Source organism: Nocardiopsis sp. TSRI0078, assembly GCF_001905145.1.
GTDB lineage: Bacteria > Actinomycetota > Actinomycetes > Streptosporangiales > Streptosporangiaceae > Nocardiopsis.
Genome location: NZ_LWLB01000001.1, coordinates 459,678 through 485,413, shown reverse-complemented (window position 1 = coordinate 485,413; position 25,736 = coordinate 459,678). Strand labels below are relative to the sequence as shown.

Genomic DNA, 25,736 nt, shown 5'->3' with positions numbered 1-25,736 from the left:
GAGGGGGCGGTCGGCGCGGGCGCCGCGGGACTCCCCGGCGAGGAGCCTACGCGGGCTTGTTCTCCCGGTACCAGCGCGCGGCGCCGCGGTGCAGGGGGACCACACCGGTGGAGATGCCGGTGCGCACGTTGATCTGGGCCGCCTCCGGGCGGGAGGCCGCGATCCGCCTGGCGCCCGTGTACACGGTGCCGGTGACCAGGTGGGCGAGGTCCTCCGGCAGGTCGGCCGAGCACAACAGCAGGTTCGGCACGGACATGGTGGGGCAGGCGGGCACGCCCTCGTAGGTGGTCGCCGGGACACTGGCGGGGAAGTACGCCTCGGGGCGGGCGTCGGCCATGGCGGCCGCCGCGTCGGAGAGGTCGATCAGGCGTATCACGTGACGCTCGGCCAGGTCGGCGATGGCCGGGGTGGGCAGCCCGGTCAGGGAGAACATCGCGTCGATCTCCCCGCGCCCCAGGGCCCGGGCGGAGGCCGCCTGGTCCATGCGCACCGCCTCCAGCTCCACCCCGGTCTCCACGAGGATCTGGTCCGCGGTGAACTCGGTGCCGGAGTTGTCCGCGCCCACCGAGACCCTGCGCCCCTCCAGGTCGTCCAGACGGCGCACGGGCGACCCGTCCAGGACCACGAGGTGCACGAAGCTGTCGTAGAGGCGGCCGATCGCGCGGAGGCGGTCGGCGCCGGCCACCCCGTCCGCCATGACCGAGTCGAGGTTGGCCAGGCCGAGCTGGGCCTCGCCCGCACCGACGAGGCGCAGGTTGTCGTGCGAGGCGCCGGTCTCGACGGTCTCCACCCGCGTCCCGGGCAGCCGCTCGTCCAGCAGGCGCGCGATCTCCGCACCGATCTCCCGGTACACGGCTCCGGGCGGGCCCGTGGCCACCACGAACGCCGGCGGCGGTGACGGGGGCTCCCGCCATGTGCAACCGCTCACCGCGGCCACGGCGAGGGCGCCCGCGACGCCCCGCAGGGCGGTACGCCGGTTCGGCCCCCTCGGATGCATATGTGCAGCTTAGGCAGTGTGGAGCGGTGCCCGGGCGCCCGGACGCCGCGGATCACCCTGTGTCCCAGCTCACCGACCCACCGTGTCCCAATGTCAGAGGAACCTCAAGTTTCGGGTGAGGTGTTGGACACGTCCGGGGGGGATCACCACCATCGCTGTATCAAGTCGGAGTAACCCGGGGGAAACCAGCAGGAAAACCCAGTGAGACGCAGGATTCCCCCGGTGGGCGAACCCCGCCCCCAGTCGCCCGCAACAGGAGGAATCCATGGCGTCCCCGAAGGGTGTCGACACGCCGGACACCATGTCGCCCACACAGGACGGCAAGCCCGCGAACAGCTTTCCCCGCTCCCGCGTCATCGGACTGGTCGCCGGTCCGCTGGTCGGTCTGCTGATCTACTTCCTCATGCCGGACATGCCCCTGCCCCTCGGTGAGGGGGAGGAGGGCGACCCGGTCCTGGCGGCCAACGGCCGCGCCGTCGCGGGCATCACCGCGTTCATCGCCATCTGGTGGGCCACCGAGGCCATCCCGATCCCGGCCACCTCGCTGCTGCCCCTGGTGCTCTTCCCGGTCATGGTGCAGGGCACGTCCGTGGACGACGTCGCCCCGTCCTACGGCTCGGACACCATCTTCCTGTTCATGGGCGGCTTCATGCTCGCCCTGGCGATGCAGAGGTGGAACCTCCACAAGCGGATCGCGCTGACCATCGTCTCCAAGGTCGGGTCCAACACCGCCGGCCTCGTCGGCGGCTTCATGATCGCGACCGCGTTCATCTCCATGTGGGTCTCGAACACCGCCACCGCCGTGATGATGCTGCCCGTCGGCCTCTCGGTCGTCGCGCTCATCACCCAGTTCCGCGACGGGAGGACGGACGCGAACTTCGCCACCGCGCTCATGCTCGGTATCGCCTACTCCGCCTCCATCGGCTCGGTCGCCACCCTCATCGGCACCCCTCCCAACGTGCTGATGGTCGCCTACCTGGCCGACAACCACGACATCCACATCGGCTTCGGCCAGTGGATGGCGGCCGGCGTCCCCCTGGCCGCGGTCTTCCTGTTCATCGCCTGGTTCGTCCTGGTCCGCGTCTTCCGCCCCGAGACCCGCAAGGTCGAGGGAGCGCAGGACCTGATCCGCGGCGAACTCGCCGAGATGGGCCCGATGTCGCGCGCCGAGAAGATGGTGCTCGCCGTCTTCGCCTCCGCCGCGCTCTCCTGGATCTTCGTCCCGGTCCTGGCCGACGTCGAGGCCGTCGCCTCCGCCGCCCCGTGGCTGGGCAGCTTCGGCGACGCGGTCATCGCGATGACCGCCGCGATCGCGCTGTTCCTCATCCCCGCCGACCGCGGGACCCGCCTGCTGGACTGGGAGACCGCCGTCCAGCTCCCGTGGGGCGTCCTGCTGCTCTTCGGCGGCGGCCTGGCCATCTCCTCGCAGTTCACCGCCTCCGGGCTGAGCACCTGGATCGGCGGACAGGTCTCCGCCCTGGCGGGGGTCCCCCTCTGGGTCGTCATCCTCGCGGTCGCCGCCCTGGTCCTCGGCCTGACCGAGCTCACCAGCAACACCGCCACCGCCGCCACCTTCCTGCCGATCCTGGGCGGTGTGGCGGTCGGCATGGACGTCGACGTGATGGTCCTCGTCATTCCGGCCGTCCTCGCCGCCAGCATGGCCTTCATGCTGCCGGTGGCCACCCCGCCGAACGCGATCGTCTTCGGCACCGGCCACGTGCGGATCGGCCAGATGATGCGCGGCGGCCTCTGGCTGAACCTCGTCGCGATCGCCCTCATCCTCGGCGCGATGTACGGACTCATGAGCTGGGCGCTGGGCATCGGCCTCTGACGCCGCCGCCCGCGCAGGGCGGACGGTTACCGCGGGCGCCGCGGCACCGGTGGCGGACGGACCCCTCCGTCCGTTCCGGGCCGCGGCGCCCGTCGCGTCGTGCCCGGATCCAGGGCGCGAACAGGTGTGAAACACGTCGAAACACGGAGAAACCCACGCTTCATCCCGGAAGCGGGCCGCCGAAACACACCCTTCCTAGCGTCGGTCCCCATGGACACACGGATGTATACACGTCCCGACCCGCCGACGGAGAAGACGGCGACCTCGCGCCGCGACAGGGTCTACGCCCTGATCAGCGAGGAGGTCCTGAACGGCAGGACCGGCCCCCACACCCGGCTGGGCGAGGTCCGGCTCGCCGAGCGCTTCGGCGTCTCCCGCACCCCGGTACGCGAGGCGCTGGCGCGCCTGCACTCCGACGGACTGGTCGAACGGCGTGAGAACGGCTTCTACGCCACCGTCCCCGACCTCGCCGGACTCCGCGACCTCTACGAACTCCGGGTCACCCTCGAACTGCGCGGCATCGCGCGTGCCCTGGAGGACCCCGGCCTCCGGCACGACCCCGCGGTCCTCACCGCCGAGCTGGAGCGCTGGCGGGCCCTACGCGCCGACCCGCCTCCGCCGGACCCCTCCTTCGTCCTCCTCGACGAGGAGTACCACGCCGCGCTGTCCCGGGCCTCCGGGAACCGGGCGCTGACCGAGTCCCTGGTCTCCGTCAACCGGCGCATCCGCAGGTTGCGCATGTACGACTTCCTCACCGAGGACCGGATCGCCTCCACCGTCGACGAGCACATCGGGATCGTCGAGCACCTCCTCGCGGGCGAGCTGAAGGCCGCCCACCGCGCCATGCACGAGCACGTCGGCGCCTCCATGGAGGTCGTCCTGGAACGCGCCCGGGGGGCCCTGACCCAGATGGCGCTGCACGCGCGCACCCCCTGACGTCCTCCCCCGCACCGCAGCCACAAGCCCCCGGACCAAGGAGAGCCAGCGTGTTCGACTCCGTGCTCGTCGCCAACCGCGGCGAGATCGCCTGCCGCGTCATCCGATCCGCCCGCGCACTCGGCCTGCGCACCGTCGCGGTCTACTCCGACGCCGACGCGGGCGCGCTCCACACCCGCCTCGCCGACGAGGCCGTCCGGCTGGGGCCCGCCCCCGCCGCCGAGAGCTACCTGGACACCGAACGCGTCCTGGCCGCCGCCGCGGCCTCCGGGGCGGGAGCGGTCCACCCGGGGTACGGCTTCCTGTCAGAGAGCGCCGCGTTCGCCGACGCCGTCCAGAGCGCGGGCCTGGTGTTCGTCGGCCCCGAGCCCCGCCACCTGGAGGAGTTCGGCGACAAGCACGCCGCGCGCAAGGCCGCGGCCGCCGCCGGACTGCCCATGGTCGCGGGCAGCGACGTCCTCGCCGACGCGGAGGAGGCGGTCGCCGCCGCCGAGGGCATCGGCTACCCCGTCATCCTCAAGTCCACCGCGGGCGGAGGCGGCATCGGCCTGCGTCCCTGCTCCGACGAGGAGTCCCTGCGCGCCGCCTTCGACCAGGTCAGCCGGACGGCCGAGACCCACTTCGGCGGTGGCGGCGTGTTCGTGGAGCGCTTCGTCTCCCGGGCCAGGCACATCGAGGTGCAGGTGTTCGGTGACGGGCACGGCGGGGTGGTCACCCTCGGGGACCGCGACTGCTCCCTGCAGCGCCGCAACCAGAAGGTCGTCGAGGAGGCGCCCGCCCCCGGCCTGCCCGAGGAGCTGCGGACCGAACTCCACCGCGCCGCGCGCGAGCTCTGCGCCGGGGTGTCCTACCGCAGCGCCGGAACGGTCGAGTTCGTCTACGACGTCGAACGCGGTGAGGCGTCCTTCCTGGAGGTCAACACCCGCCTCCAGGTCGAGCACCCGGTGACCGAGGAGGTCACCGGGGTGGACCTGGTCGCCTGGATGCTCCGCCTGGCCCGCGGTGAGGACGTCCTCGCCGGGATCCCCCCGGAGGGACCGGCCCCCATCGGCCACGCGGTCGAGGCCCGCGTGTACGCGGAGGACCCGGCCCACGGCTTCCGGCCCAGCTCCGGCCTGCTCACACGGGTCGAGTTCCCCGCCGGGGTGCGCGTGGACGGCTGGGTGGAGGCCGGGCAGCGCGTCACCAGCGACTACGACCCCATGCTCGCCAAGGTCGTCGTGCGCGGCGAGGACCGGGACGACGCCCTGGAGCGGCTCGCCGACGCGCTGGCCGGTGTCCGGATCGACGGGCTCCAGACCAACCTGGGCCTGCTGCGGGCCCTGGCCCGCCACGAGGACGTCCGCTCCCTCGGACACACCACTGCCACCTGCGCCGGGGTCGGCGACCGGGAGCCGCGTATCGAGGTGGAGCGGGCGGGGACCCTCACCACCGTCCAGGACTTCCCCGGCCGCACCGGCTACTGGCAGGTCGGCGTCCCTCCGTCGGGCGCCATGGACGACCTCTCCCTGCGCCTGGGCAACCGGGCCCTGGGCAACCCCGAGGGCGCCCCCGGGCTGGAGTGCACCATGGAGGGCCCCGCCCTGCGCTTCTCCGCCGACACCACCGTGTGCGTGACCGGCGCACCCGCCGAGGTCACCGTGGACGGCGTTCCGGTCGCCCGGTGGGAGCCGGTGCGGGTCCCCGCGGGCGCCCTGCTCGACGTCGGGGCCTGCCGGGGGCCCGGCATGCGCACCTACGTACTGGTCCGGGGCGGGCTGGACGTCCCCGAGTACCTGGGCAGCGCGGCCACGTTCACCGCCGGGGGGTACGGCGGCCACAGCGGCCGGGCCCTGCGCCCGGGGGACGTGCTCCGCGCCCTGCCCGAACCCGCCGGTGCGCCCGGGGCCCGGCCCGTCCCCGAGGCCGAGCGGCCCGTGTTCCCCGTCTCGCCGGGGGAGGGCCCCTCTCCGGAGAACGCCTCTCCGGAGGGATCCGCCGCGGGGCGCCCCGCGGACGGCACGGGCTCCCACTGGGACGTCGAGGTGTCCGAGGGGCCGCACGCCGCACCGGAGTTCCTCACCAGGGAGGGGCTCGCCGCCTTCTACGCCACCGCATGGAGGGTCCACCCCCAGTCCGCGCGCAACGGGGTCCGCCTGTCCGGCCCCAAGCAGTCCTGGGCGCGCCCCGACGGAGGCCAGGCCGGGCTCCACCCCTCCAACGTCCACGACACCGCCTACTCCGTCGGCGCCGTCAACCTCTCCGGCGACACACCCGTCCTCCTCGGCCCCGACGGCCCCAGCCTGGGCGGGTTCGTCTGCCCCGTCACCGTGGTCAGCGGCTCCCGGTGGAAGGTCGGCCAACTGCGCCCCGGCGACACCGTGCGCTTCCACCCCGTGACCGAGGCCGCGGCCGAGAGGATCCACACCGCCCCCGCGGCCGCCGCGCTCCTGCGCGGCAGCGGAGCGGACGGTGACGACGGCGTCCTCGCCCGCGTCCCGGCAGGCAAGGGCACACCGGAGGTCACCTACCGGCGCAGCGGCCACGACAACCTCCTCGTCGAGTACGGGCCCATGGCCCTGGACCTGGGCCTGCGCATGCGCGTCCACGCCCTCATGGCCGCCCTCGACCGGGCCGCGCCACCCGGCATCGTCGACTCCACCCCCGGCGTCCGCTCCCTGCACCTGCACACCGACCCCCGGGTACTGCCGCTGCGCACCCTCCTGGGCCTGCTCCGGGAGATCGAGGGGCAACTGCCGCCCACCTCGCGGCTGCGGGTTCCCAGCCGTACCCTGCACCTGCCCATGTCCTACGACGACCCGTCCATCCACGAGGCCATCGCCCGCTACCGGACCGGCGTGCGCGACGACGCGCCCTGGAACCCCGACAACATCGAGTTCATCCGCCGGATCAACGGCCTCGACTCGGTCGACCAGGTCCGCGACACCGTCTTCGACGCCTCCTACCTGGTCCTGGGCCTGGGAGACGTGTACCTGGGCGCCCCGGCGGCCACCCCGCTCGATCCGCGCCACCGCCTGGTCACCACCAAGTACAGCCCCGCGCGCACCTGGACCCCCGAGGCCGGGGTCGGCATCGGCGGCGCCTACCTGTGCGTGTACGGCATGGAGAGCCCCGGCGGCTACCAGCTCATCGGACGCACGGTCCCCATCTGGTCCGGGCTGCGCCAGTACGGCCCGTTCGAATCCGGCACCCCGTGGCTGCTGCGGTTCTTCGACCGGATCAGCTGGTACCCCGTGGGCCACGAGGAACTCCTGGACATCCGCGCCGACCTGCTGGCCGGACGCCACGAACTCGCCGTCGCGGACGGGGAGTTCGTCCTGGCCGACCACGAGCGCTTCCTCGCCGAGAACGCCGACTCCATCGGGGAGTTCGAGCGCCGCCGGTCCGCGGCCTTCGAGGCCGAGCGGCGGGCCTGGGAGGCCTCGGGGGAGTTCGAGGACAGACCCGAACCCGTGCCCGTCGCCGCGGCCGCGCCCGACCTGCCGCCCGGCGCACGCCTCGTCGAGGCGCCCCTGTCCGCCTCCGTCTGGAAGGTGGACGCGGCTCCCGGCGACATGGTGGAGGAGGGGCAGCCCCTCGTGCGCCTGGAGGCCATGAAGCTGGAGGTCGTCGTCCGCGCCCCCGGAGCGGGAAGGGTCTCGGACATCCTCGTCACACCGGGCCAGCACCTCGAACCGGGGAGCGCCATGGCCGTCATCGCACAAGGAGGGTCCGTCTGATGCCCGCTCCCACCGACCGCGTCCGCTCCGCCTACCGCCGGATCGCCGAGGCCGACCGGCCCGAGGTCTGGATCACCCTGCGCCCCGAACGGGAGCTGGCCGCGGAGGCCGGGGCGCTGGAGGACCGGCTCGCCTCAGGGGAGGACCTGCCGCTGGCGGGAACGCTCGTGGCGGTCAAGGACAACATCGACGTGGCGGGCCTGCCCACCACGGCGGCCCACCCCGGGTACGCGTTCACCCCCGCCGAGAGCGCGCCGTGCGTGCGCAGGCTGGTGGACGCGGGCGCCCTGGTGCTCGGCAAGACCAATCTCGACCAGTTCGCCACCGGGCTGGTCGGCACCCGCAGCCCCCACGGCGCGGTCCGGGGCGCCCGCGACCCGGAGCGGATCTCCGGCGGGTCCAGCTCGGGCTCGGCCGTGGCCGTGGCCCTGGGGATGGCCGACATCGCCCTGGGCACCGACACCGCCGGCTCCGGCCGGGTGCCCGCCGCCCTGAACGGCCTCGTCGGACTCAAACCGACGCTCGGCCTGGTCCCGTCCTCCGGTGTGGTCCCCGCCGCCCGCCCCTACGACTGCGTCACCGTGTTCTCCCGGGACCTGGCCTCCGGCCGCGCCGCCCTGGCCGTGATGACCGGCCCCGAGCCCGAAGACCCGTCCAGCCGCGACTGGCCCGCCGACGTGCGGCTCGCCGCCCGGCCCGGGAGCCGTGTGGCGGTGCCCCAGGACGAGGCGCTGGCGCCGCTCGCGGACGGGGAGCGGGCGGCCTTCCGGGAGGCCGTCGACGCGCTGCGCGCCCTCGGGGCGCGGACGGCGGAGGTCGACGTGTCCCCCCTGTTGGAGGCGGCGCGTCTGCTCTACGACGGTGCGCTCGTGGCCGAGCGCTACGCCGCCGTGGGGGAGTTCCTGGCCGACCGCCCCGAGGGGTCCGACCCCACCGTCTCCGCGATCATCCTGGAGGCGGAGGGGATCCCCGCCCACCGGCTCGCCACTGACCAGCACAGGCTGGCCTCCCACAGGGCCGCCGCCCGCCGGATCCTGCACGGGTTCGACGCCCTCCTCCTGCCGACCACGGTCGGCCACCCCACCCTGGAGGAGGTGGCGGCCGACCCGGTGGAGGCCAACTCGCGCCTGGGCACGTACACGAACTTCGTGAACCTGCTGGACATGGCCGCGGTGGCGGTGCCCGTCGGCACCGTCGACGGACGTCCCTTCGGGGTCAGCGTCCTCACCCGCGCGTTCGAGGACCAGGTGGCCGTCGATCTGGCGGCGGGCCTGCTCGGGGAGGAGCCGGGGGAGGCCTACCCCGCGCCGGGCGTGGAGCTGGCGGTGTTCGGCGCGCACCTGCGCGGTCAGCCGCTCAACCACCAGCTCACCGACCTGGGCGCACGGTTCGTCGAGGAGGCGCTCACCAGCGCCGACTACCGCATGGTCGCCCTGCCCGGGACCGGCGCCCCCGACGACCGGTCCGCGGCGGTGCCGCCCAGGCCCGGCGTGCTCCGGACGACCGGGCGGGGCACCTCCCTGCGCTGCGAGGTCTGGCGGATCTCCCCGGCGGGACTCGGCGCCTTCCTGGCCGCCCTGCCCGCACCCATGTCGCTGGGAGCCCTCACCCTGGCGGACGGCCGCACGGTGGTCGGCTTCGCCTGCGACCCGGCGGCGGCCGAGGACGCCGAGGACATCAGCCACCACGGCGGCTGGCTCGCCCACCTCGCCTCGGGGAGGAGCTGAACGCCGACGGGCCCGCCGCCCCCGGTGGTCCTCGCCGGGAGCGGCGGGCCCGTGCCGTCGCGTCCTTGCCCGCGTCCGCCTACTCGGCGGGAAGGTCCGTGGGGTCGACCGGGCGGCCCAGCTTCCGGTAGTGCCTGGCCCGGAAGCCCAGGATGCCCGTGGCCAGGAGGGTGGCGATCAGGGAGGCGACCAGCACGCCCGTCTTGGCGTGCGCCAGGTGCTCCGGAGCGCCCAGGAACGACAGCTCGCTGATCAGCAGCGAGACGGTGAAGCCGATACCGGCCAGCTGCGACATGCCGACGATGTCGATCCAGCTCAGGCTGGGGTTGAGCTCGGCGCTGGTCAGCTTGGTGGTCAGCCACGAGCCACCCGCGATGCCGAGCACCTTGCCGAGGATCAGGCCGGCGATGATGCCCAGGGCCGCCGAGTCGGTGGCGACCTCGCCGAAGCCGTCGAAGACCACGCCGGCGGAGAAGAAGGCGAAGATCGGCAGGGCCAGCCCCGCGGACCAGGGGCGCAGCAGCTGCTCCACACCGTGGCTGGGGTCGTGCGCCTCCCCGGGCAGCTTGTCGGTGCGCATCAGCAGGCCCATCGCCACGCCCGCGATGGTGGCGTGCACGCCGCTCTCGTGGACCAGGAACCAGATCACCGCGGCCAGGGGCACGTAGACCAGCCAGTTGGGGACCACCGACGCGTTGAGCTTTGCGGCCAGCCCCCTGCCCCGCTGCAGGTACCAGAACACCACCAGGCCGGCGGCGGCGGCCAGCAGCGCCACGAAGTTGATGCCCGAGGTGTAGAACACCGCGATGACGATGACCGCGCCGAGGTCGTCCACGATCGCCAGCGTCAGGAGGAAGGTCCGCAGTGCCACGGGCAGCCCGCGGCCGATCACCGCGAGGATGGCGAGGGCGAAGGCGATGTCGGTCGCCATCGGGATACCCCAGCCCTGGACGGTCTGGGGAGAGGTGATGTTGATCGCGGCGTAGATCACGGCGGGCACGATCATGCCGCAGATGGCGGCGACGATCGGCAGCATGGCACGTCTGGGGTTGCGCAGCTCGCCGTGGACGAACTCCTGTTTGAGCTCGTTGCCGACGACGAAGAAGAAGACGGCGAGGAGGCCGTCGGCCGCCCACGTCTCCAGGGTCAGGTCCAGGTGCAGGAACTCCGGCCCGAAGGTGATCGAGCGCAGGTGCTCGTAGACCTCACCGAACGGGGAGTTGATCCATACGAGCGCGATGGCCGCGGCGCCGATCAGCAGGAAACCGCCGACGCTGTCGCTGCGGAGCGAGTCGGCGAAGCGGGAGAGCACTCCCGGGTTTTGGGCGTGCTCGATCGGGTCGATGCTCATAGGCACCTTTCGGGAATACGACTGAAGGACTCGCCGACCAGTCTTCCCGGCACACCTAGGCGCCAGCGCGCCTCGCCCATGCTCGCCGAAGGTGCGGTAAATGTCCAGTCCAGGGGCTATGTGTCCGGTCCTGATGGCGCGCCCGGGGAACCGGTGAGTACAGTCTTGCGCAGGTGTGCCGGGAAGACTGGTCGGCGGTCGCTGTCGCCTACCCCGAAAAACAGGTGGCCCATGCCCGATTCGAACCCGCAAGGGGTGCGCGTCTACCGCTCCCGGACCGGTGCCGGAGAGATCCGTGCCTGGTGTGAGCGACGTCTCGACGACTGGCCGGAGCTCACCGCGCTCCCCGAGGCCGACACCGCCCTCGGCGCCACCCGCGCCTTCCGGGCCCCCGGCGGGGACGCCACGCCGGTACTCGTCCTGAGCGGGACCAACTTCAACTCGGCGACCTCGGTGGACACCGCCCGCGTCATCGCCCGGGACCGCGAGGTCGTCCTGGTCGACCTGCCCGGGCAACCCGGCCTCAGCGCCGGCGTCCGCCCCAGGAGCGACCGGGCCTCGGCCTACGGCTCCTGGTTCGACGAGGTGCTCCCGCAGCTCACCGAGCGGCCCGTCACCGTGCTCGCCCACTCGCTCGGCGCCGCCGTCGCCCTGGCCGCGAAGCCCTCGCCGCTGGTCCGCGCCCTGGTGCTGGTCGGCCCGGCGGGCCTGACCACGGCGGCCAAGAGCCCGGAGCTGATGCGGGTCGCCCTGCCGTGGATGATCGGTCCGCGCGAGGACAAGAGCACCCGCCTGCTCAACTTCATGAGCGGACCCGGATACGTCACCGCGGGCACCCACCCCTACGCCGGATGGATGACGCTGGTCGGCCGCCACTGCCGGACCAGCCTGGCCCCGGGGCCGCTGCCGCTGGAGTACCTGCGCCCCTGGGAGGACACCCCGGTCATCGTGGCCACCGGCTCCCACGACGTGTTCTACTCGCCCGCGCGCCTGCACGGCCCGGCCCGCCGCTTCCTGGACGCGGACGTGGCCGTCATGGAGGGCGCGGGCCACCTCGCCCTGATCGAGCAGCCCGAGCGGGTCGCCGAACTGCTGCGCTCGGTGGACTGACCCGGGCGGTCCGGGAGGGGCGGCCCCGGCCGTCCCTCCCGGACCGCCTCGGCGGTGACGGCCCGCGCCGCCCGAGGGGGTCAGGCCCCGGCCCTCTCCCCGCCCTCCTCGGTACCCGCCAGGTGCCGCTCCTCGGCGTTGGAGGCGCGGTGGGCCAGTGACACGGCGACGATGGAGACGACCGCAGTGAGAGCCATGTAGGCCGCGATCGGCATCCACGAGTCGTCGAACCGGGACAGCAGCCAGGTGGCGATCAGCGGCGCGGTGCCGCCCGCGGCGGCTGCACCGATCTGGTAGCCGAGTGTCACGCCCGTGTAGCGGACCCGGGTGGAGAAGATCTCCGAGCACAGGGTGCCGATGGTCGCGGTGACCGGGGGCCAGAAGACGCCCAGGCCGAGCACGGTGGCCAGCACGAGCACCAGCGGGACGCCGGTGTCCAGCATGAGGAAGTAGGGCACGGTGAACAGGGCCAGCAGTACCGCGCCGACCAGGTACACCCTCTGCCTGCCGAAGGTGTCCGACAGGCGTCCGGACAGCGGGATGCACACGGTGGCCACGATCGCCCCCGCGGTGACGGCGTTGAGCGCGGTGGTGTCGTCGAAGGACAGCGTCCCCGTCGCGTAGCCGACCACGAAGGTACCGAAGATGTAGAACGGGGCGGTCTCCGCGACCTTGGCGCCGACGGTGACCAGCACCGCCCGCCAGTGGAACCGGAAGGTCTCCACCACCGGCAGCCTGGCGACCCCGCCCTCCTCCCTGGCCTTGCGGAACGAGGGGGTCTCGTCGATCCCGGAGCGGATCCACAGGCCCAGGAGCACCAGCAGGACGCTGGCGACGAACGGTACGCGCCAGCCCCACGTCTCGAACTGTTCGTCGGGCAGCAGCGACATCAGGGTCAGCGCCAGGCTGGCCAACAGCATGCCCGAGGTGATGCCCATCTGCGGCACGCTGCCGAAGAGTCCGCGCCGGTTCCTCGGGGCGTACTCGTAGGCGAGCAGCAGTGCGCCGCCCCATTCGCCTCCGATGCCCATGCCCTGGACGATCCGCAGCACCACGAGCAGGATCGGTGCGAGGATCCCGACGCTCTCGTAGGTGGGCAGCAGGCCGATGAGCATGGTGGCGCCGCCCATGAGGGACAGCGTGATGACCAGCGTTTTCTTGCGGCCTATCCGGTCGCCGATGTGGGAGAAGAGCACGCCGCCCAGCGGACGGATGAAGAACGTCAGCGAGAAGGTCAGGTACGACAGCATCAGGGAGACGAACGGGTCCTCCGACGGGAAGAACAGCTCGTCGAAGACGAGGGCCGCGGCGGTGCCGTAGAGGAAGAAGTCGAACCACTCGATCGTGCTTCCGGTCAGGCTGGCGGCGAGGATCTTGGCCCTCGGCGGCCGTTCCCGGGTGGTGTCCACACTCATGTGCGGGGCTCCTGGGTCGGGGGTCGGGACCTCGCGGACCAGGGGAGGGGACCCGCGAGCATGGCGGGAGCCTAGATCGGCGTGGCGCGCGCCACCGTTGTCGGATCGGATGACATGGGCGGCGCCGCGGTGTCGCTTCGGACAATTCCGTCGCCCGGAGAAGCCCGGGCGGGAACGCCGTGACCGTACGGAGACCTCGTGGGAGCCGTACCTTGACCGGCACCGGCACCAGGGCCGCGACCGTGAACGGGGCCGGGACCGCCGTCGTGGCCGCTGCGCGCGCCGTCTTCCGGCGGTGCCCGCGGCCAGGATCGCAGGGTGAGCGCCGCGAGGAGCCGCTGGTCCGCGTCGTCCAGGTCCAGTCCGGTGAGCGAGCGGATCCGCCGGATCCGGTGCCGCAGCGTGTTGGGGTGGACGTGCAGGCGTTCCGCGGCCGCGGAGACGTCACCGAAGGCGTCCAGGTAGACGGACAGCGACCGGCGCTGCTCGCCGTCCAGGGCGTCGAGCCGGTCGTCCCGAAGCCGCGGGTGCTCGGCGAGGGTGTCGAGCAGCTCGCGCAGCACCACGGAGGAGCGGACCTCCTCGAACGTGGTCACCGGCTGCTCGGGACGGTCGGCGATCACTTCCAGGGCGCGGCTGGCGGTCTTCTTCAACGACGGCACCGCGCGCATCCTCGGCGCCACGCCCGCCACGGCGGCCTGGACCGGCGTGCCCAGGTTCTCCCGCAGGACCGACACCAGATCCCCGGTCCACGTGGTCGGGGCCTGCCCCGAGGCCGCGGGGAGCAGCACGTACAGCAGGCCGCAGGCGGGGATGACCAGGGCCTCCCGGCGGTAGGCCGCCGCGTACACCGACGTGATCTCCGCCGCGTGGTCCAGCCGCCAGTGCGGGTGCGCCTCGCCCTTCCCCAGCGTGAGCGCGACCACCGCGACCGGGGTCGGCCCCCAGGTGGCGGGCCAGGGCGTCGGTGTCGAAGGCGCCGGTGAGCAGTCCCACGGCCAGTTCCTCGGTGTCCCGGCCGGTGCTGCGTGCCTCGCTGTGGGCGCGCATGACGTGCACGGCGGCCAGTCGCGCCGCGCCGCGCAGTACCTGCGGGCTGGTGTCCGCCAGCGGACGGTCGCCCGCCTGTACCCATATGGTGCCGAGCGCGCGGTCGCCCGCCCGCACACCCACCACGAGGCGGCGGCGCCCAAATCGGGGCGTTCGGCGACCTCGACCACCTCACCGGCCCGGATCCGCTCGTTGACCCCCCAGTCGCGCAGGTGCGCCAGGAACGACTCCGGACAGCCCCCGCCGAGGATGGTCTGGCGGCGCAGTTCGTCGGCGCCCTCCTCGGAGGCGGAGTAGGCCAGGACCTGGCCGGCCGTGTCCTCGACGCTGACGATGCCGCCGGTCAGGGTCGCGACGGTCTGGGCCAGGGAGAACAGGTCACCGTGCCGGGACTCGGTGGCGGCGGCCTCCAGGGCCGACCGGGCGAGGCGGCGAACTCGTCCGGACCGATGGCGGGGACCACGGTGAGCACGGGCAGCCCGAGGCGGCGCAGCCGGTCGGCGTCCCCGTTCCCGGCGGCCACGGCGCTCGCTCCGAGCGGTTCGGGGCGTGCGAGCAGGTTCTCGGCGCCCTCCGGCGGAACCACGACGAGGGCACCCTCCGGCACCGGTACGCCGTCGCGTGCCACGACCACGGAGCCGACCACGTCGTCCAGTCCCCGGGGCGCGGCGGCGAGTCCGTGGACGGCCTTGTCGAGCGCCTCCATCAGGGCCCTGACGGTCAGGCCGTTCTCGTCCACGTTGCACCCCGGGGTCGGTTCTCCTGCCAGAACACTATTGTGCGTCCTCAGAACGGGTGTGCGGCTCTGCATCAGGCGAGCACCTGTTCGAGTGCGTGCGCGCCGACCGACGTCAGGGGTGCGTCGCCGGAGGCGTACAGCAGGCTCCCGAAGAGGAGGGCCCAGGCGCGGGCGCGGTCCCAGGTGTCGGAGTCAGCAGGGGAGAGCTCCGCCAGCCGGGCAGGGAAGGCGGCGCGGCCGGGGGCGTCGAACAGCAGCCAGGCCACGGCCAGGTCGGTGGCGGGATCCCCTGGGGTCAGGCCGCCGGAGTCCAGGACGGTCGCCAGCTCCGGTGGGCCTTCGGAAGGTGACGGGGACCAGGGGAGGCACGATGATCACCAGGCGAGGCAGAGAGAACGCGGCCCTGGTTCCCATCGACATGCTGCGGCGCTGCCAGCAGCTGGAGGAACAGGAGATCACGCGCATGGTCCGTGAGCGTATGGACCACCCCGGGCCCACCGCCCCGGTGTACCCGGCCGTACCGGATCCGGGGCGGTCCCGCGGTGCGCGGGTCAGGCCTTGCGGTTCTCGCCCAGTTCCTCCTCGATGGGGTTGACCGGCCTGGTCTCCTTCATCGACTCGGCCATACCGGGCTTGCCGTGCTCCCGGCGGTGCTGCGCGCGGGCGGACTCGGGATGGGAGTCCGTGTCGGACCGGGGCAGGGGCACCGAGCGCAGTACCTCCTCGGGCTGGTTGTAGTCGGCGGGCGGAATCGCCCGCAGGGCGCTGAGCAGCTCCTCGTCGGCGTCCGCGTTCCGGGCGTGCTCCACGATCCGGTCCTTGCCCGCGGGAAAGTCCACCTCGCCCAGGATTGCCTGCAGCCCCTCGATCCCATGCTTGACGCTCATCTCGGTCCCTTCCGTCTCGTGCGGGGGCCGGGCCGCTCCGCGCCGGTAAGCGGTGGCGAGCGGCCTGACCTGCCAGGACACGGAGGCTGCTACCCGATCGGGACGAGCCCAACCGTCGGGCCCGCCGCCTCGGGGAAGGCCGCGGGACCCGCCGTCCCGTGGCCTCGGCGGGCCCGCCGCCGTGGAACCGCTGGGACACACAGGACACGGAAGGCACGGAAAGAACACAGGGCCGTCAGTCCCGCGGGCGGATCACCGCCGCGTGCGGCCGGACGGCCCTGTGGGGCGGCCCGTCAGCTCCGCCCCGCCTCCGCTCCCCGGTCCGGGCGCAGCAGGGGCAGGACCTTCTCCCCGAACTCCACCATGTCCGCGTGGTAGTCGGGGAAGATCAGCATCAGGCCGTCGAGCTCGGCGTACTCCACGATCTCGCGGATCCGCCCGGCCACCGTCTCGGGCGATCCGGTGACGAACGGCGTCTGGAACGCCTCGTCCTCGGGCCTCTCGGAGGTCAGCGACAGGGCCTTGTCCAGGGGCAGGCCCCAGGACAGCTTGAGGTTGACGATCGCGTCGACGTCCGCGCCGCGCCCGTACGTCAGCCTCCGCTCCTCGGCGGCGGCGTCGGTGTCGGCCATGATCACGGTGAGCATCGAGTACGTCTTGATGCTCCGGTCCCGCTTGGCGGCGCGCTCCTTGACGTCGCGGCTGGCGTCGCGCAGGCCGGGCAGGTCCTGCGCGGTCAGGAACGAGCCGTCGCAGTGACGGGCCTGGAAGTCCAGGCCGGTGTCGGAGCGGCCCGCGCTGATCAGGGCCGGCGCCGGGGAGGGGTGCGGGCGGGAGCGGCAGTCGTCGAGCCGGAAGAACTCGCCGTCGTGGGTCACCGAGTCCTCGGTCCACAGCCTCTTGAGGAGGGTGGTCCACTCCTCGGTGTACCGGTACCGGTCGGCGTGCCCGAGGTCCTCCCGCCACAGGCCCATCTGCGCGAACTCGTCCGCGTAGGCGCCCACGACGATGTTCATCCCGGCACGGCCGCCGCTGATGTCCTGGAGCGTGGTGTACATCTTGGCGGCGATGGCCGGGTTGAACAGGTTCGTGTGGACGGTCGCCCACACCTTGACGTGCTCGGTGGCCTCGGCGAGCCCCGACATCATCGTCATCGACTCCAGGGTCCGCCCCCAGTGGTCGGTCGCACCGTCGTAGCCGCGCCACTTGCCCATGGACATGACGAAGTCGAGTCCGTAGGCGTCGGCGAGGACCGCGGCCTTCTTGTTGTACTCGTAGGTCGCCTCCGGGTGCGGTGCGGTCTCCGAGACGATCCACCCCCCGTTGCCGATGGGCAGGAAGATGCCGTACTCGGTGTCGGCGGCCGGAGGCCCGCCTGGTGCTGCCATCCTTGGCTCCTCGGTTCGTTGCTCTCGTGCGCTGTGCGCGTGGTGCGCCCCCGTGCCGCGCAGGCTCGTGCGTCCCGCGCTGCGCGCTTCGTGCGCGGCTCCGGGGGCGCGGTCCTCGTGTGTGCCCCTCCGGTGCCTACTGGCCGGGCCAGGACACCTCGGTGGCGACGTGGACGGCCTCCAGGTAGCGGGGGTCGAACAGGGGCTCCACGTCGGGCAGCTTGTCCAGCTGGCCGTTGTCGACGAGCGTCCGGCCCTCGGCCTCGGTCAGGCTCAGGTCGATGTAGCCGACCGTGGAGTCGTCGGGGGTGGAGGCGTTGACCAGTTCGCTCTCGGCGTTCCAGATCCGCAGGTTGTGGTCGACGTCGTACCCGGCCTCGGCCAGTTCGGCGGCGTACCCGACGCACTCCTCGCCGTTGTCCTGGCAGTACGTGAAGGCCTGGGAGAGCGCCCGCAGGTAGTCCTCGACCACCGTCGGGTTCTCGTCGGCCCACTCCGGGTTGGTGGCCATCACGCCGAACGAGCCCACGATCCCGTAGTCCTCGGGAAGCCACTCGTTGTAGTCCTCGTCCATGTCCGCGAGCAGGAACGGCTCGTTGGAGCGGAACGCGGTCAGCGCCTGCACCTGGTCGCGGGGCAGCACGCTGGGGTCGTAGCCCACCTCCACGATCTCGATGTCGTCGAGGTTGACGCCGTCGGCGACCAGCATGGCCTCCAGCGGAGCGGGCAGCATGCCCTTGTGGCCCAGGGTGGTGCCCTCCAGGTCCTTGAGCTCCTTGATGTCGGTACCGGTCAGGAGGCTGGCGATGGGGACGTGCCCGTAGGTGGCGACGCCGACGACGTTGTGCCCGGCGTCGTTGGCCTGCAGGACCTCGGCCTCGTTGCCCAGGGACGTGAAGTGGGCGGTGCCCGCGGACACCAGCTGCGAGTTGCCGATGGTGTCGCCGCTGCCGGGCTGGATCTCCACGTCCAGGCACACGGCCTCGAAGTAGCCCAGGGCGTCGGCCGCGACGGCCTCCAGGATGCTGACGGAGGCCTGGTACTGGTAGCCGGTGATGTAGGTGATCGTCCCGGCCGCCTGGTTGGTCTCGCAGCGCTCCTCGTCGATCACGGCGGCGACCTCGGGAGCGTCTTCGGCGGCCTCCCCTCCGGCGCATGCCGCGGTGAGGAGGAGGGCCGACGCCGCGGCGGTCGCCAGGACGGGGCGTATGCGTCGGGCGTGGGGATGCGAGGGTGGGGTGCTCATGGGGTTCCTTAGGAGGTGGTTCGCTGCTGGGACTCGTGCCAGAACAGCAGCCTGCGTTCGAGGATGGTGATGAGTGCGAGCATCAGCACGCCCATGACGGCCAGGCAGGCGACGGCCGCGTAGACGTACTCCAACCGGGCGGTCGCGGCCGAGTTGCGGATCATCGTGCCGAGCCCGCTTGAGGACCCGGCCGCGACGAACTCGGCGACCACGGCGCCCACGATGGACAGGGGGAACACCACCCGCAGCGCGGCGAGGGTGTAGGGGAGGCTGCTGGGGACACGCAGCCGGAACAGCACCTCCATGCGGGAGGCGTGCAGGGTCGAGAAGACGTGCAGGACGGGGACGGACACCGACCGCAGGCCGGTGGTCACGTTGATGAGCACGGGGAAGAACGTGATGATCGCGGTGACGATGACCTTGGGGGTCATACCGAAACCGAAGGCCACGACCAGGGCGGGGGCGAGCGCGACGACGGGGGTCACGTTCAGGACCACCGCCAGCGGCATGATCGCGCGCCGCAGTACCGGGACCTCCGACATCAGCAGGGCGAGGACGAACGCCGTGCCCGCGCCGCAGGCCACGCCCAGCAGGGCGATGCTGAGGGTGGACCAGGCGTTGGCCAGGAACAGGAGGGGATCCTCGACGAGGATCGCTCCGACCTCCGCCAGCGGCGGCAGGAGGTAGGGCTGGTCCGCGGCGGTCGCCGACCAGGCGATGCCGACGAGCACCACCGCCACGGCGGTGGGCAGCCACACGCCCGGTCTCAGGGCGGAGCCGCGGGTGCGCGCGCCGCGGCGGCGCGCGGGCGCCTCACCGCCGGAGCGGGAGCGCACGGGTGTACTGGTGGCCATGGTCTCTCCTCCTCTCACTGGTGGACGAGGTCCTCTGGGGTGGCCCCGGCCTCCCACGCGGACTGCAGGGAAGCGCGGACCCGGTCCTCCAGGGCGTGCATGCGCGGCCCGGTCACCACGGCCCCGTCACGGGGACGGGGAAGGCCGACGGGCAGTACCTCGTGCACACGGCCGGGCCGGGCCGACATCACGACGATCTCGTCGGAGAGGGTGACCGCCTCGCGCACCGAGTGGGTGACGAACACGACCGTCGTGGACATCCGCTCCCACAGGCCCAGGAGCTGGAGCTGGAGCGCCTCGCGGGTGAACTCGTCCAGTGCGGAGAAGGGCTCGTCCATCAAAAGCAGGTCGGGCCGCAGACCGAAGGCCCGGGCGATGGCGACGCGCTGCTTCATCCCGCCGGACAGCTCGTGGGGGTACCTGCGGGCGGCGTCCTCCAGGCCGACCATGCGCAGCAGGTGGTCGGGGTCCTCGCTGCCCCGCCCCGCCCGGCGGTTGACCCTGGAGGGAAGGGCCACGTTGCGCCGCACGTTCAGCCACGGCAACAGGGCGGGGGTCTGGGGGACCAGGCCCACCGCCTTGGCCTCGCACATGCGCACGGGCGTGGAGCCGAAGACGGTGACGCTGCCGGTGTCGTGGTCCTCCAGGCCGGCGATCACCCGCAGGAGGGTGGACTTGCCGCAGCCGCTGGGGCCGATGAGGCTCACGAAGCGGCGGCGGGGGATGTCCAGGTCGATGCGGTCGAGTGCGGGGCGGCGGGGGTCACCGCCCTCGTAGGTCTTGGTGAGGCCGCGTACCTCGATCCGGTCGTCGCTCACGCGGCGTCCATGCCTGCGAGCCGGGGCACGCGGACGTGCGCGGGGGCGTTCGGGACCATGCGGGCTCCGGTCGTTTCCGGACGGCCGGGGTGTGGGGATGCCATACCTGCTCCTTGGAAAGTGCGATCGGATGATCGCACACCGTGTCTTCGTGGTGAATAGGTGCTGGAGGAGTGAAAAGGAGCGCGCAGGTCACCGGGGTGGGGCGTCATCGGCTGAGCAGGAGGCCGGGCGGCACGGGACCGGAGCGGAACGCACGGCGCGGCCCGGCCGGGGACGCGGCGGGGACGCGGGGGGCCGTTCCGGTACGCGGGCCGGGAACGCCGGTGAGCACGACCGCATGGGGAGAACCCATGGGACACCCTCCAGACAGCTGTCTCCGGGCATGGGGAGCCGGGGACCTTCGATGGAGAGCGGGCGGAAGAAGCATGTCGACGGCCCGCGGGGATCGTTGACGCGTCGAATGTTAGAGATTGCTTATTAACACGTTATGAAGCGTTGATCACATACTGATATCGAGGGTGCGGATTCTGTGTTCGTCATCGGCGATGACGACCGTGATCCGGTGGGTGGCGAACGCCGCGGGCAGCCAGGCGCCGCGCCCGAAGAGCTTGGCGAGGGGCTCGCCCAGCACCAGGAGGACGCGTGCGTCCGGGAAGTGGCGGTCGCGCAGCCAGACGAGCTTGAAGGCGTCCGCGATGACCTTGTTGCGCTGCGCCGACTTGACCGGTCCGTGCAGGGGGGAGAACTGGGCCAGGACGGTCGGCCGGCTTCCGTCGGCGCAGTCGACCCCGATCCGTGTTCCGTCCGCGAGCGTGAACTCACGGGGAGTGAGCTTGATTCCCAGGTATGCGGAGAGTGCCCTGGTGAGTTCCGTATTGCCCTGCCGAGCCGGTCGTGTTATGTCCTCCGGCGACGGGCTTCTCGCTGAATGCCCCATAACAAGGAAACTTTAATGCACACAGATCACACAAGTACCGTGGTTATCTGCGCGCACCTGTGGGGCGGGGTTCCTGGGCACTCCGACCTGGGTTTTTCCGAAACATTCGTGTTGTGGCTCACATCCGCCGGTTCACGTGACAGAGGACCGGTGTGGCGGGCCCTCCCGGTGTCTCCTGCGGCCCCGGTCGGAGGGTCCCGAGGTTACTCGCTGGTAATGGGAAAGGGCGGAGAAGGCGGCCCCGGAATTCGCCCTCTTCCCGTTTTGGAGTAGCGCCAGTTCAGGCGGTGTTCACCCAGGACCCGGACCTTGAGGTCACCCGTTGTTCACCTGGTGGGGATATCGGGTCCGTGAATTCCGTCTTCCCCGGTCGGGATGGTGGTCGGTCCCGGGGCGGGGAGCGGAAGGGGCCCGCACGCGTCCCGGGATGTTCCTGGTCGCCGTACCCGGGCAGAGGGGGAGCAGGTGTTGGCGAACCAGCGACCAGGAGGCAGTGGTGGAGATCGTCCGTGCCGAGCATGTGGCTCGGCTGCTGAGTACGCAGGACGGCGACCCGGTGCTGATCGTCCATCGGGGCCGGGCCGAGGTCGTCGACGCGGCCGAACTCGACGATCCGGGCTACGAGGGCGCGCTGCGCGTGGCCGAACGCGGTGACCTCGTGCCGGACAAGGGCGGGGAACCGACGCAGGAGGAGGCCGAGACCCTCGCGCGGCGGTTGGACACCGCGGTGAGGAACCTCGGCGGCTGAACGCGTCGCGGGGCCCGGCCGTACTCCCGGCCGGGCCCCGCACGGGTCTGTCCGGCCGGCGCTACCCGGCGGCCCTGGGGTCGTAGGTCTCCCCGGTCACGGGGTTGGTGGCCATGCCGGTCGAGGGGTTGTAGTCCACGTCCATCCCCAGGTCCGGGTCGTGGTACAGGCCGGTGTCGGGGTTGCGCGGAAGCCCCACCTCGGGGTCGATCTCCCAGCCGGTCACCGGGTCGACGGTCGGGGAGGGCTCCTCGGAGGGCTCCTCGGAGGGCTCCTCGGAGGGCTGGGCCGAGGGCTCCGGGGACGGGTCGGCGGCGGGCTCGGGCTCCTGCTCCCCCTGGGGCCCCCGGTCCTCGCTGACGATCTCGCTCTCGGCGGGCTGCGACTCCGCGCCGCCCTGCGGGTCGAGCGTGCCCCAGCTCACCAGGGCCAGGATGAGGATGCCCAGGCCGACGCGGTAGTAGACGAACGGCATGAAGCTGTGCGTGGAGATGAAGCGCATCAGCCAGGCGATCACCACGAAGCCGACGACGCCCGCGATGACCGTCCCCACGATGGTGGCGCCCCACCCGGCGTACTCGTTGCCGCCGATGTCGGTCAGCTTGTACACGCCCGCGCCGAAGACCGCGGGCAGTGCCAGCAGGAAGGCGTACTCGGCCGCCTCCTTGCGCTTGAAGCCGAGCAGCATCCCGCCCGTGAGGGTGCCGCCCGAGCGCGAGACGCCCGGGATCAGGGCGAGCGCCTGGAAGAGCCCGAAGGTCAGGCCGCGGGGGACGTTGAGGTCCTCCAGGTCCCGGTGCTTGCGTGCGTACTTGTCCACCACGCCGAGGATCACACCGAAGACGATGAGGTTCAGCGCGACCAGGCGCAGGTCACGGAAGACGCTGTCGATCTGCTCCTCCAGGAGCAGGCCGAGGACCACGATGGGGATCGATCCGAGGATGACGTACCAGCCCATGCGCGCGTTGACGTCGCTTCGCAGTTCGCGCTTGAACAGCGACCGGGTCCACGTCGACAGGATCGCCCAGATCCGCTCCCGGAAGTAGATCAGTACGGCCAGTTCGGTGCCGATCTGGCTGACGGCGGTGAACGCGGCGCCGGGGTCGGGCCAGCCGAAGAGCGCCGACACCACGCGCAGGTGCCCGCTGGAGGAGATCGGGAGGAACTCGGTCAGTCCCTGGACCAGGCCAAGGATGATTGCTTCGAAGATGGACACGGCAGAGTCTGCTCCAGGCTGCTTCGGTCGCCAACGGGGCGACGACTGTCACGGGCACGGCGAGGCGCGCTCGGGAAAGGGGACGGTCCACGAAGCTTACTGAGAACTCCGGATCGGCATGTCATCGAGGAGCGGAACGCGGGCGGTCAGGGTACGTGCCGGGACCCGCTCCGGCCGCGGCGGACACCCGGTCCGGGCCCGACGCGGACCCGCCGGGCCCGCGCGGAGCCGGACCGCGGACGGGTGCGGAGCCCCACCACGCCGGCCCCGCCGTGACCCTGCCCGGTCGGGTTCAGGCGCCTTGGTCCCGGGACCGCTCGGACATGTGGTCGCGCACCTCGGACAGGGTCGCGATCAGCTTGTCCAGGTAGGGGCGGTCACGGACGTCGTCGTGCAGGTGCAGGGTCACCCCGGGGGCCACGTCGACTAGGGCCAGGGCCAGGAGTTCGGGGTTGTCCTTCCGCCAGAAGGCCTTGACGTCGTCGGCGTCGGGCTGGCTGATGGAGAGCTGCACTGTGGTGGTGACCGAGGTGGTGCTCACGGGGTGCCTCCTACGGGGTCGGTGAGGGGTCGGGCCGGGCGTGCCGTCTGCCGGCCGACAGGAGAGGAGCGGACCGCCGCCCGATCCCGGGTCCATGAGCGCGGTCGCGGTCCGACCTGTCCGTCTCGGTGCGCCCGCTCACGGCCCCTACCTACCCGCTGGACGAACCGCCGCCCCTCACGGACGGACAGCGGTTCCGCCACGAGTGGGCCGGGTCCCGCGGCGCCTGGTCCACCGCCGTCCGCACCTTCCGCGACGCGGCCTGACCGCTGCTGCACTGATCCGGCACCGGGGTTGGCCGGGGGCTCGCTTCCGGGGAGCCCCGGGGCCGTACAGCCACGCTGGGGAGCGTCGCGCCGGTCGGGCACCGGCCGGCAGCCGCGGCTGCGCCACCGTCGTCCCGGTCATCACAGCCCTCTGCCCGTCGCGCACGAAATCCGGCCCACGGCCGGCGGTGACCGGATATGCCCTGGCCCCCCGGAACCGGACCGCCGCGCCCGCCTGGCCGAGTAGGCGCCGGGCCGTACGCGGGTCGGCGCCGAACCGAGACCGTCGGTTCCGTCGCCGGGGACCGCGGGGTCGATCAGGGAGTGGTTCGTTTCGTGGCCGGCCCCTTCGCTCCCGGTCTCCGTGCGGAGGGGAGCGTGTATGGGACTCCTTCGAGTTCCAAAGCATAAGAAAACCCCAGGCCGGGGGCGGTGATGGACACGCCCTGGACTGGGGTCTCGTGTGGTAGGGCCCCAGGGGATCGAACCCTGAACCCGCGGATTAAAAGTCCGCTGCTCTGCCAGTTGAGCTAAGGCCCCGTGTGGTTCCGGGCACTGCCGGAGCCTCACCGGGGACAACTCTACCGCAGCGCCACAACGGCTGTGGAGCAGTGAACACGCTTGTGCGCGGAGGATCCGGGCCGCCGCCGGGCGGAGGCCGACGGGCACGGCGGCGCGGCCCCACGGGCTGCGGGCGCGGACCCTTTCCGGGCGCGTCGCCGCGCCTGGGGCGGGGCGTGTTGGTGTACTCGGAGTGCCCCTGAGCCAACGACGACAAGGAGCATCATGGCGTTCTCCGAGAAGCAGCAGGCGGTCCTTCGCAAACCCGCGTTCGGGCACGTGGCGACCCTGGGCCCGGACGGTGCGCCCCAGTCCAGCCCCGTGTGGATCGACTGGGACGGCGAGTTCCTCCGGTTCAGCCAGACCACGACCCGGCAGAAGCTGCACAACCTCAGGCGCGACGGCCGGGTCGCGGTGTCGGCCGTCGACCCCGACGACCCCTACATGTACGTGGAGGTCCGCGGCGTGTGTGACCGTGTGGAGGAGGACACGGACAAGGCCTTCATCAACGAGATGTCCCAGAAGTACCTCGGGAAGCCCTACCCCTGGGACGACCCCAAGGAGGAGCGCGTCATCGTCTACGTTCGCCCGGAGCGCTTCGTGGGCCGGTAGGCACGTGCCGCGGCCCCGCGCCGGCGGGGCCGCGCCGCCCGCCCGGGTGCGGGCGGCCTTCGTCTGCAAAAATACCTGTTGAGAAAGTTTGCATGGTCTGCAACAATTGGTCGTGCACGGGGGAGGACCATTTGGGGCTGCGCGAACGCAAGAAGCAGGCCACGCGCCGCGCCCTCCGGGACGCGGCCGTGAGCCTCATCCTGGAGCGCGGTCTGGAGAACGTGACGGTGGAGGAGATCGCGGCCGAGGCCGACGTCTCCACCCGGACCTTCTTCAACTACTTCGCCACCAAGGAGGACGCCCTCCTCGGCGACGTTCCGGGGACCCCCGACGAGGAGGTGCGGCGGGAGTTCGTCAGCGGCGGCCCCACCGGCGACTTCGTCGAGGACCTCATCACCGTGCTGATCACGTTCCTGGTCAGTACCGACGACCTCGCCACGCAGCGCGCCGACATGCGCCTGCGCAAGAAGCTCATGGAACGCGAGCCCCAGCTCGTGCGCGGCATGCTCGCCCGCTTCCACAACGTGGAAATGGAGCTCGCCGCGGCCATCGCCGAGCGGACCGGCGCCTCACCCGAGGACGACCGGCCCCTCCTGGTCGCCGCGTCGGCCATGTCGGTGATGCGCCACACCATGAAGGGCCTCCACTTCTCTGAGAGCGAGGAGACCGCGGACGTCCGCGCCAAGATCCGCGCGGCCTTCCGCCACCTGGGCGAGGCCTACGGGCCGTCCGCGCCCACCAGCTGACCGGGGCACTCCGGCCCCTCGGGGCCTCCTAGCAGGCG

At 72.2% G+C, this 25,736-nt stretch carries 23 protein-coding genes and 1 tRNA gene; 9 read left to right on the top strand and 15 right to left on the bottom strand.

Annotation, left to right across the window (positions count from 1 at the left end; translation table 11 throughout):
* Positions 1-46 precede the first annotated feature (46 nt).
* Complete coding sequence (locus A6A08_RS02235; protein WP_073700789.1) at positions 47-997, bottom strand: TAXI family TRAP transporter solute-binding subunit; 951 nt, start codon at positions 995-997, stop codon at positions 47-49.
* Positions 998-1,262: 265 nt separating this feature from the next.
* On the opposite strand from A6A08_RS02235, the gene A6A08_RS02230 reads away from it, so the two are divergent.
* The 4 genes from A6A08_RS02230 (at position 1,263) to atzF (ending at position 9,210) form a co-directional block, all read left to right on the top strand.
* Entirely contained in the window at positions 1,263-2,828 is a 1,566-nt protein-coding gene (locus tag A6A08_RS02230) for a DASS family sodium-coupled anion symporter (protein WP_073700788.1), read from the top strand.
* A gap of 222 nt (positions 2,829-3,050) precedes the next feature.
* Positions 3,051-3,764: a GntR family transcriptional regulator gene (locus tag A6A08_RS02225; RefSeq protein ID WP_242422059.1), complete on the top strand. Its 714-nt coding sequence runs from the start codon at positions 3,051-3,053 to the stop codon at positions 3,762-3,764.
* Positions 3,765-3,814: 50 nt separating this feature from the next.
* The gene (uca, locus tag A6A08_RS02220; protein ID WP_073700786.1) at positions 3,815-7,483 is read left to right on the top strand and encodes an urea carboxylase; all 3,669 of its coding nucleotides are present in this window, start codon (positions 3,815-3,817) and stop codon (positions 7,481-7,483) included.
* Positions 7,483-9,210, top strand: a complete 1,728-nt coding sequence (atzF, locus tag A6A08_RS02215) for an allophanate hydrolase (RefSeq protein WP_073700785.1) — start codon at positions 7,483-7,485, stop codon at positions 9,208-9,210. Before uca ends, atzF begins: the two co-directional genes overlap by 1 nt.
* A 79-nt stretch (positions 9,211-9,289) precedes the next feature.
* On the opposite strand, the gene nhaA is transcribed toward atzF, so the two are convergent.
* Positions 9,290-10,561 (bottom strand): Na+/H+ antiporter NhaA, encoded by a 1,272-nt coding sequence (gene nhaA / locus A6A08_RS02210; RefSeq protein ID WP_073700784.1) that lies wholly within the window; start codon positions 10,559-10,561, stop codon positions 9,290-9,292.
* A 231-nt stretch (positions 10,562-10,792) separates the two neighbouring features.
* On the opposite strand from nhaA, the gene A6A08_RS02205 reads away from it, so the two are divergent.
* Positions 10,793-11,671, top strand: a complete 879-nt coding sequence (locus A6A08_RS02205; RefSeq protein WP_073700783.1) for an alpha/beta fold hydrolase — start codon at positions 10,793-10,795, stop codon at positions 11,669-11,671.
* Between the two features lie 80 nt (positions 11,672-11,751).
* On the opposite strand, the gene A6A08_RS02200 is transcribed toward A6A08_RS02205, so the two are convergent.
* Positions 11,752-13,086 carry an MFS transporter gene (locus A6A08_RS02200; RefSeq protein ID WP_073700782.1) on the bottom strand — a complete coding sequence of 445 codons (1,335 nt, stop codon included), beginning with the start codon at positions 13,084-13,086 and terminating at the stop codon, positions 11,752-11,754.
* A gap of 71 nt (positions 13,087-13,157) precedes the next feature.
* The gene (locus A6A08_RS28490) at positions 13,158-14,012 is read right to left on the bottom strand and encodes a CdaR family transcriptional regulator (protein ID WP_242422058.1); all 855 of its coding nucleotides are present in this window, start codon (positions 14,010-14,012) and stop codon (positions 13,158-13,160) included.
* Between A6A08_RS28490 and A6A08_RS28485 the strand changes: the two genes are divergently transcribed.
* Positions 13,999-14,433 (top strand): hypothetical protein, encoded by a 435-nt coding sequence (locus A6A08_RS28485; RefSeq protein WP_242422057.1) that lies wholly within the window; start codon positions 13,999-14,001, stop codon positions 14,431-14,433. The genes A6A08_RS28490 and A6A08_RS28485 overlap by 14 nt on opposite strands.
* Positions 14,434-14,479: 46 nt before the next feature.
* Here the strand turns inward: A6A08_RS28485 and A6A08_RS28480 are convergent, their stop codons facing one another.
* The 8 genes from A6A08_RS28480 to A6A08_RS02155 all read right to left on the bottom strand — a co-directional run bounded on the left by A6A08_RS28480 (position 14,480) and on the right by A6A08_RS02155 (position 21,008).
* On the bottom strand, positions 14,480-14,875 hold the full coding sequence (locus tag A6A08_RS28480) for a hypothetical protein (protein WP_242422056.1): 396 nt from the start codon (positions 14,873-14,875) through the stop codon (positions 14,480-14,482).
* Positions 14,876-14,946: 71 nt separating this feature from the next.
* Complete coding sequence (locus A6A08_RS02190) at positions 14,947-15,141, bottom strand: hypothetical protein (RefSeq protein ID WP_073700781.1); 195 nt, start codon at positions 15,139-15,141, stop codon at positions 14,947-14,949.
* A 285-nt stretch (positions 15,142-15,426) separates the two neighbouring features.
* Complete coding sequence (locus tag A6A08_RS02180; protein WP_073700779.1) at positions 15,427-15,762, bottom strand: DUF2795 domain-containing protein; 336 nt, start codon at positions 15,760-15,762, stop codon at positions 15,427-15,429.
* A 293-nt stretch (positions 15,763-16,055) separates the two neighbouring features.
* Positions 16,056-17,150, bottom strand: a complete 1,095-nt coding sequence (locus A6A08_RS02175) for an LLM class flavin-dependent oxidoreductase (RefSeq protein WP_073700778.1) — start codon at positions 17,148-17,150, stop codon at positions 16,056-16,058.
* A gap of 136 nt (positions 17,151-17,286) precedes the next feature.
* A complete protein-coding gene (locus A6A08_RS02170; RefSeq protein WP_073700777.1) occupies positions 17,287-18,396 on the bottom strand; it encodes an ABC transporter substrate-binding protein in 1,110 nt (369 codons plus the stop codon).
* A gap of 8 nt (positions 18,397-18,404) precedes the next feature.
* Positions 18,405-19,250, bottom strand: a complete 846-nt coding sequence (locus A6A08_RS02165) for an ABC transporter permease (RefSeq protein WP_073700776.1) — start codon at positions 19,248-19,250, stop codon at positions 18,405-18,407.
* Positions 19,251-19,264: 14 nt separating this feature from the next.
* Positions 19,265-20,068 carry an ABC transporter ATP-binding protein gene (locus A6A08_RS02160; protein WP_073700775.1) on the bottom strand — a complete coding sequence of 268 codons (804 nt, stop codon included), beginning with the start codon at positions 20,066-20,068 and terminating at the stop codon, positions 19,265-19,267.
* 502 nt (positions 20,069-20,570) lie between these two features.
* Positions 20,571-21,008, bottom strand: coding sequence for a hypothetical protein (locus A6A08_RS02155; RefSeq protein WP_073700774.1), 438 nt, complete (start codon positions 21,006-21,008; stop codon positions 20,571-20,573).
* A 496-nt stretch (positions 21,009-21,504) separates the two neighbouring features.
* Between A6A08_RS02155 and A6A08_RS02150 the strand changes: the two genes are divergently transcribed.
* On the top strand, positions 21,505-21,756 hold the full coding sequence (locus tag A6A08_RS02150) for a hypothetical protein (RefSeq protein ID WP_073700773.1): 252 nt from the start codon (positions 21,505-21,507) through the stop codon (positions 21,754-21,756).
* Between the two features lie 61 nt (positions 21,757-21,817).
* Here the strand turns inward: A6A08_RS02150 and A6A08_RS02145 are convergent, their stop codons facing one another.
* The 3 genes from A6A08_RS02145 to A6A08_RS02135 all read right to left on the bottom strand — a co-directional run bounded on the left by A6A08_RS02145 (position 21,818) and on the right by A6A08_RS02135 (position 24,319).
* The gene (locus A6A08_RS02145; RefSeq protein WP_073700772.1) at positions 21,818-22,972 is read right to left on the bottom strand and encodes an undecaprenyl-diphosphate phosphatase; all 1,155 of its coding nucleotides are present in this window, start codon (positions 22,970-22,972) and stop codon (positions 21,818-21,820) included.
* A gap of 292 nt (positions 22,973-23,264) precedes the next feature.
* The gene (locus A6A08_RS02140; protein ID WP_073700771.1) at positions 23,265-23,513 is read right to left on the bottom strand and encodes a hypothetical protein; all 249 of its coding nucleotides are present in this window, start codon (positions 23,511-23,513) and stop codon (positions 23,265-23,267) included.
* Between the two features lie 730 nt (positions 23,514-24,243).
* Positions 24,244-24,319, bottom strand: a tRNA-Lys gene (locus A6A08_RS02135).
* A 246-nt stretch (positions 24,320-24,565) separates the two neighbouring features.
* Between A6A08_RS02135 and A6A08_RS02130 the strand changes: the two genes are divergently transcribed.
* Both A6A08_RS02130 and A6A08_RS02125 read left to right on the top strand, forming a co-directional pair.
* Positions 24,566-24,952: a PPOX class F420-dependent oxidoreductase gene (locus A6A08_RS02130; RefSeq protein ID WP_073700770.1), complete on the top strand. Its 387-nt coding sequence runs from the start codon at positions 24,566-24,568 to the stop codon at positions 24,950-24,952.
* 131 nt (positions 24,953-25,083) lie between these two features.
* Complete coding sequence (locus A6A08_RS02125) at positions 25,084-25,698, top strand: TetR/AcrR family transcriptional regulator (RefSeq protein WP_073700769.1); 615 nt, start codon at positions 25,084-25,086, stop codon at positions 25,696-25,698.
* The last annotated feature ends 38 nt before the right edge of the window (positions 25,699-25,736 follow it).

Excerpts from the sequence above, each read along its gene's own strand:
- A6A08_RS02200 (WP_073700782.1), bottom strand. The coding sequence starts at position 13,086 with ATGAGTGTGGACACCACCCGGGAACGGCCGCCGAGGGCCAAGATCCTC.
- A6A08_RS02180 (WP_073700779.1), bottom strand. The coding sequence starts at position 15,762 with ATGAGCGTCAAGCATGGGATCGAGGGGCTGCAGGCAATCCTGGGCGAG.
- A6A08_RS02130 (WP_073700770.1), top strand. The coding sequence starts at position 24,566 with ATGGCGTTCTCCGAGAAGCAGCAGGCGGTCCTTCGCAAACCCGCGTTC.
- A6A08_RS02205 (WP_073700783.1), top strand. The coding sequence starts at position 10,793 with ATGCCCGATTCGAACCCGCAAGGGGTGCGCGTCTACCGCTCCCGGACC.
- nhaA (WP_073700784.1), bottom strand. The coding sequence starts at position 10,561 with ATGAGCATCGACCCGATCGAGCACGCCCAAAACCCGGGAGTGCTCTCC.
- A6A08_RS02155 (WP_073700774.1), bottom strand. The coding sequence starts at position 21,008 with ATGGGGCATTCAGCGAGAAGCCCGTCGCCGGAGGACATAACACGACCG.
- A6A08_RS02175 (WP_073700778.1), bottom strand. The coding sequence starts at position 17,150 with ATGGCAGCACCAGGCGGGCCTCCGGCCGCCGACACCGAGTACGGCATC.
- atzF (WP_073700785.1), top strand. The coding sequence starts at position 7,483 with ATGCCCGCTCCCACCGACCGCGTCCGCTCCGCCTACCGCCGGATCGCC.
- A6A08_RS02170 (WP_073700777.1), bottom strand. The coding sequence starts at position 18,396 with ATGAGCACCCCACCCTCGCATCCCCACGCCCGACGCATACGCCCCGTC.
- A6A08_RS02230 (WP_073700788.1), top strand. The coding sequence starts at position 1,263 with ATGGCGTCCCCGAAGGGTGTCGACACGCCGGACACCATGTCGCCCACA.
- A6A08_RS02235 (WP_073700789.1), bottom strand. The coding sequence starts at position 997 with ATGCATCCGAGGGGGCCGAACCGGCGTACCGCCCTGCGGGGCGTCGCG.
- A6A08_RS02225 (WP_242422059.1), top strand. The coding sequence starts at position 3,051 with ATGTATACACGTCCCGACCCGCCGACGGAGAAGACGGCGACCTCGCGC.
- A6A08_RS02165 (WP_073700776.1), bottom strand. The coding sequence starts at position 19,250 with ATGGCCACCAGTACACCCGTGCGCTCCCGCTCCGGCGGTGAGGCGCCC.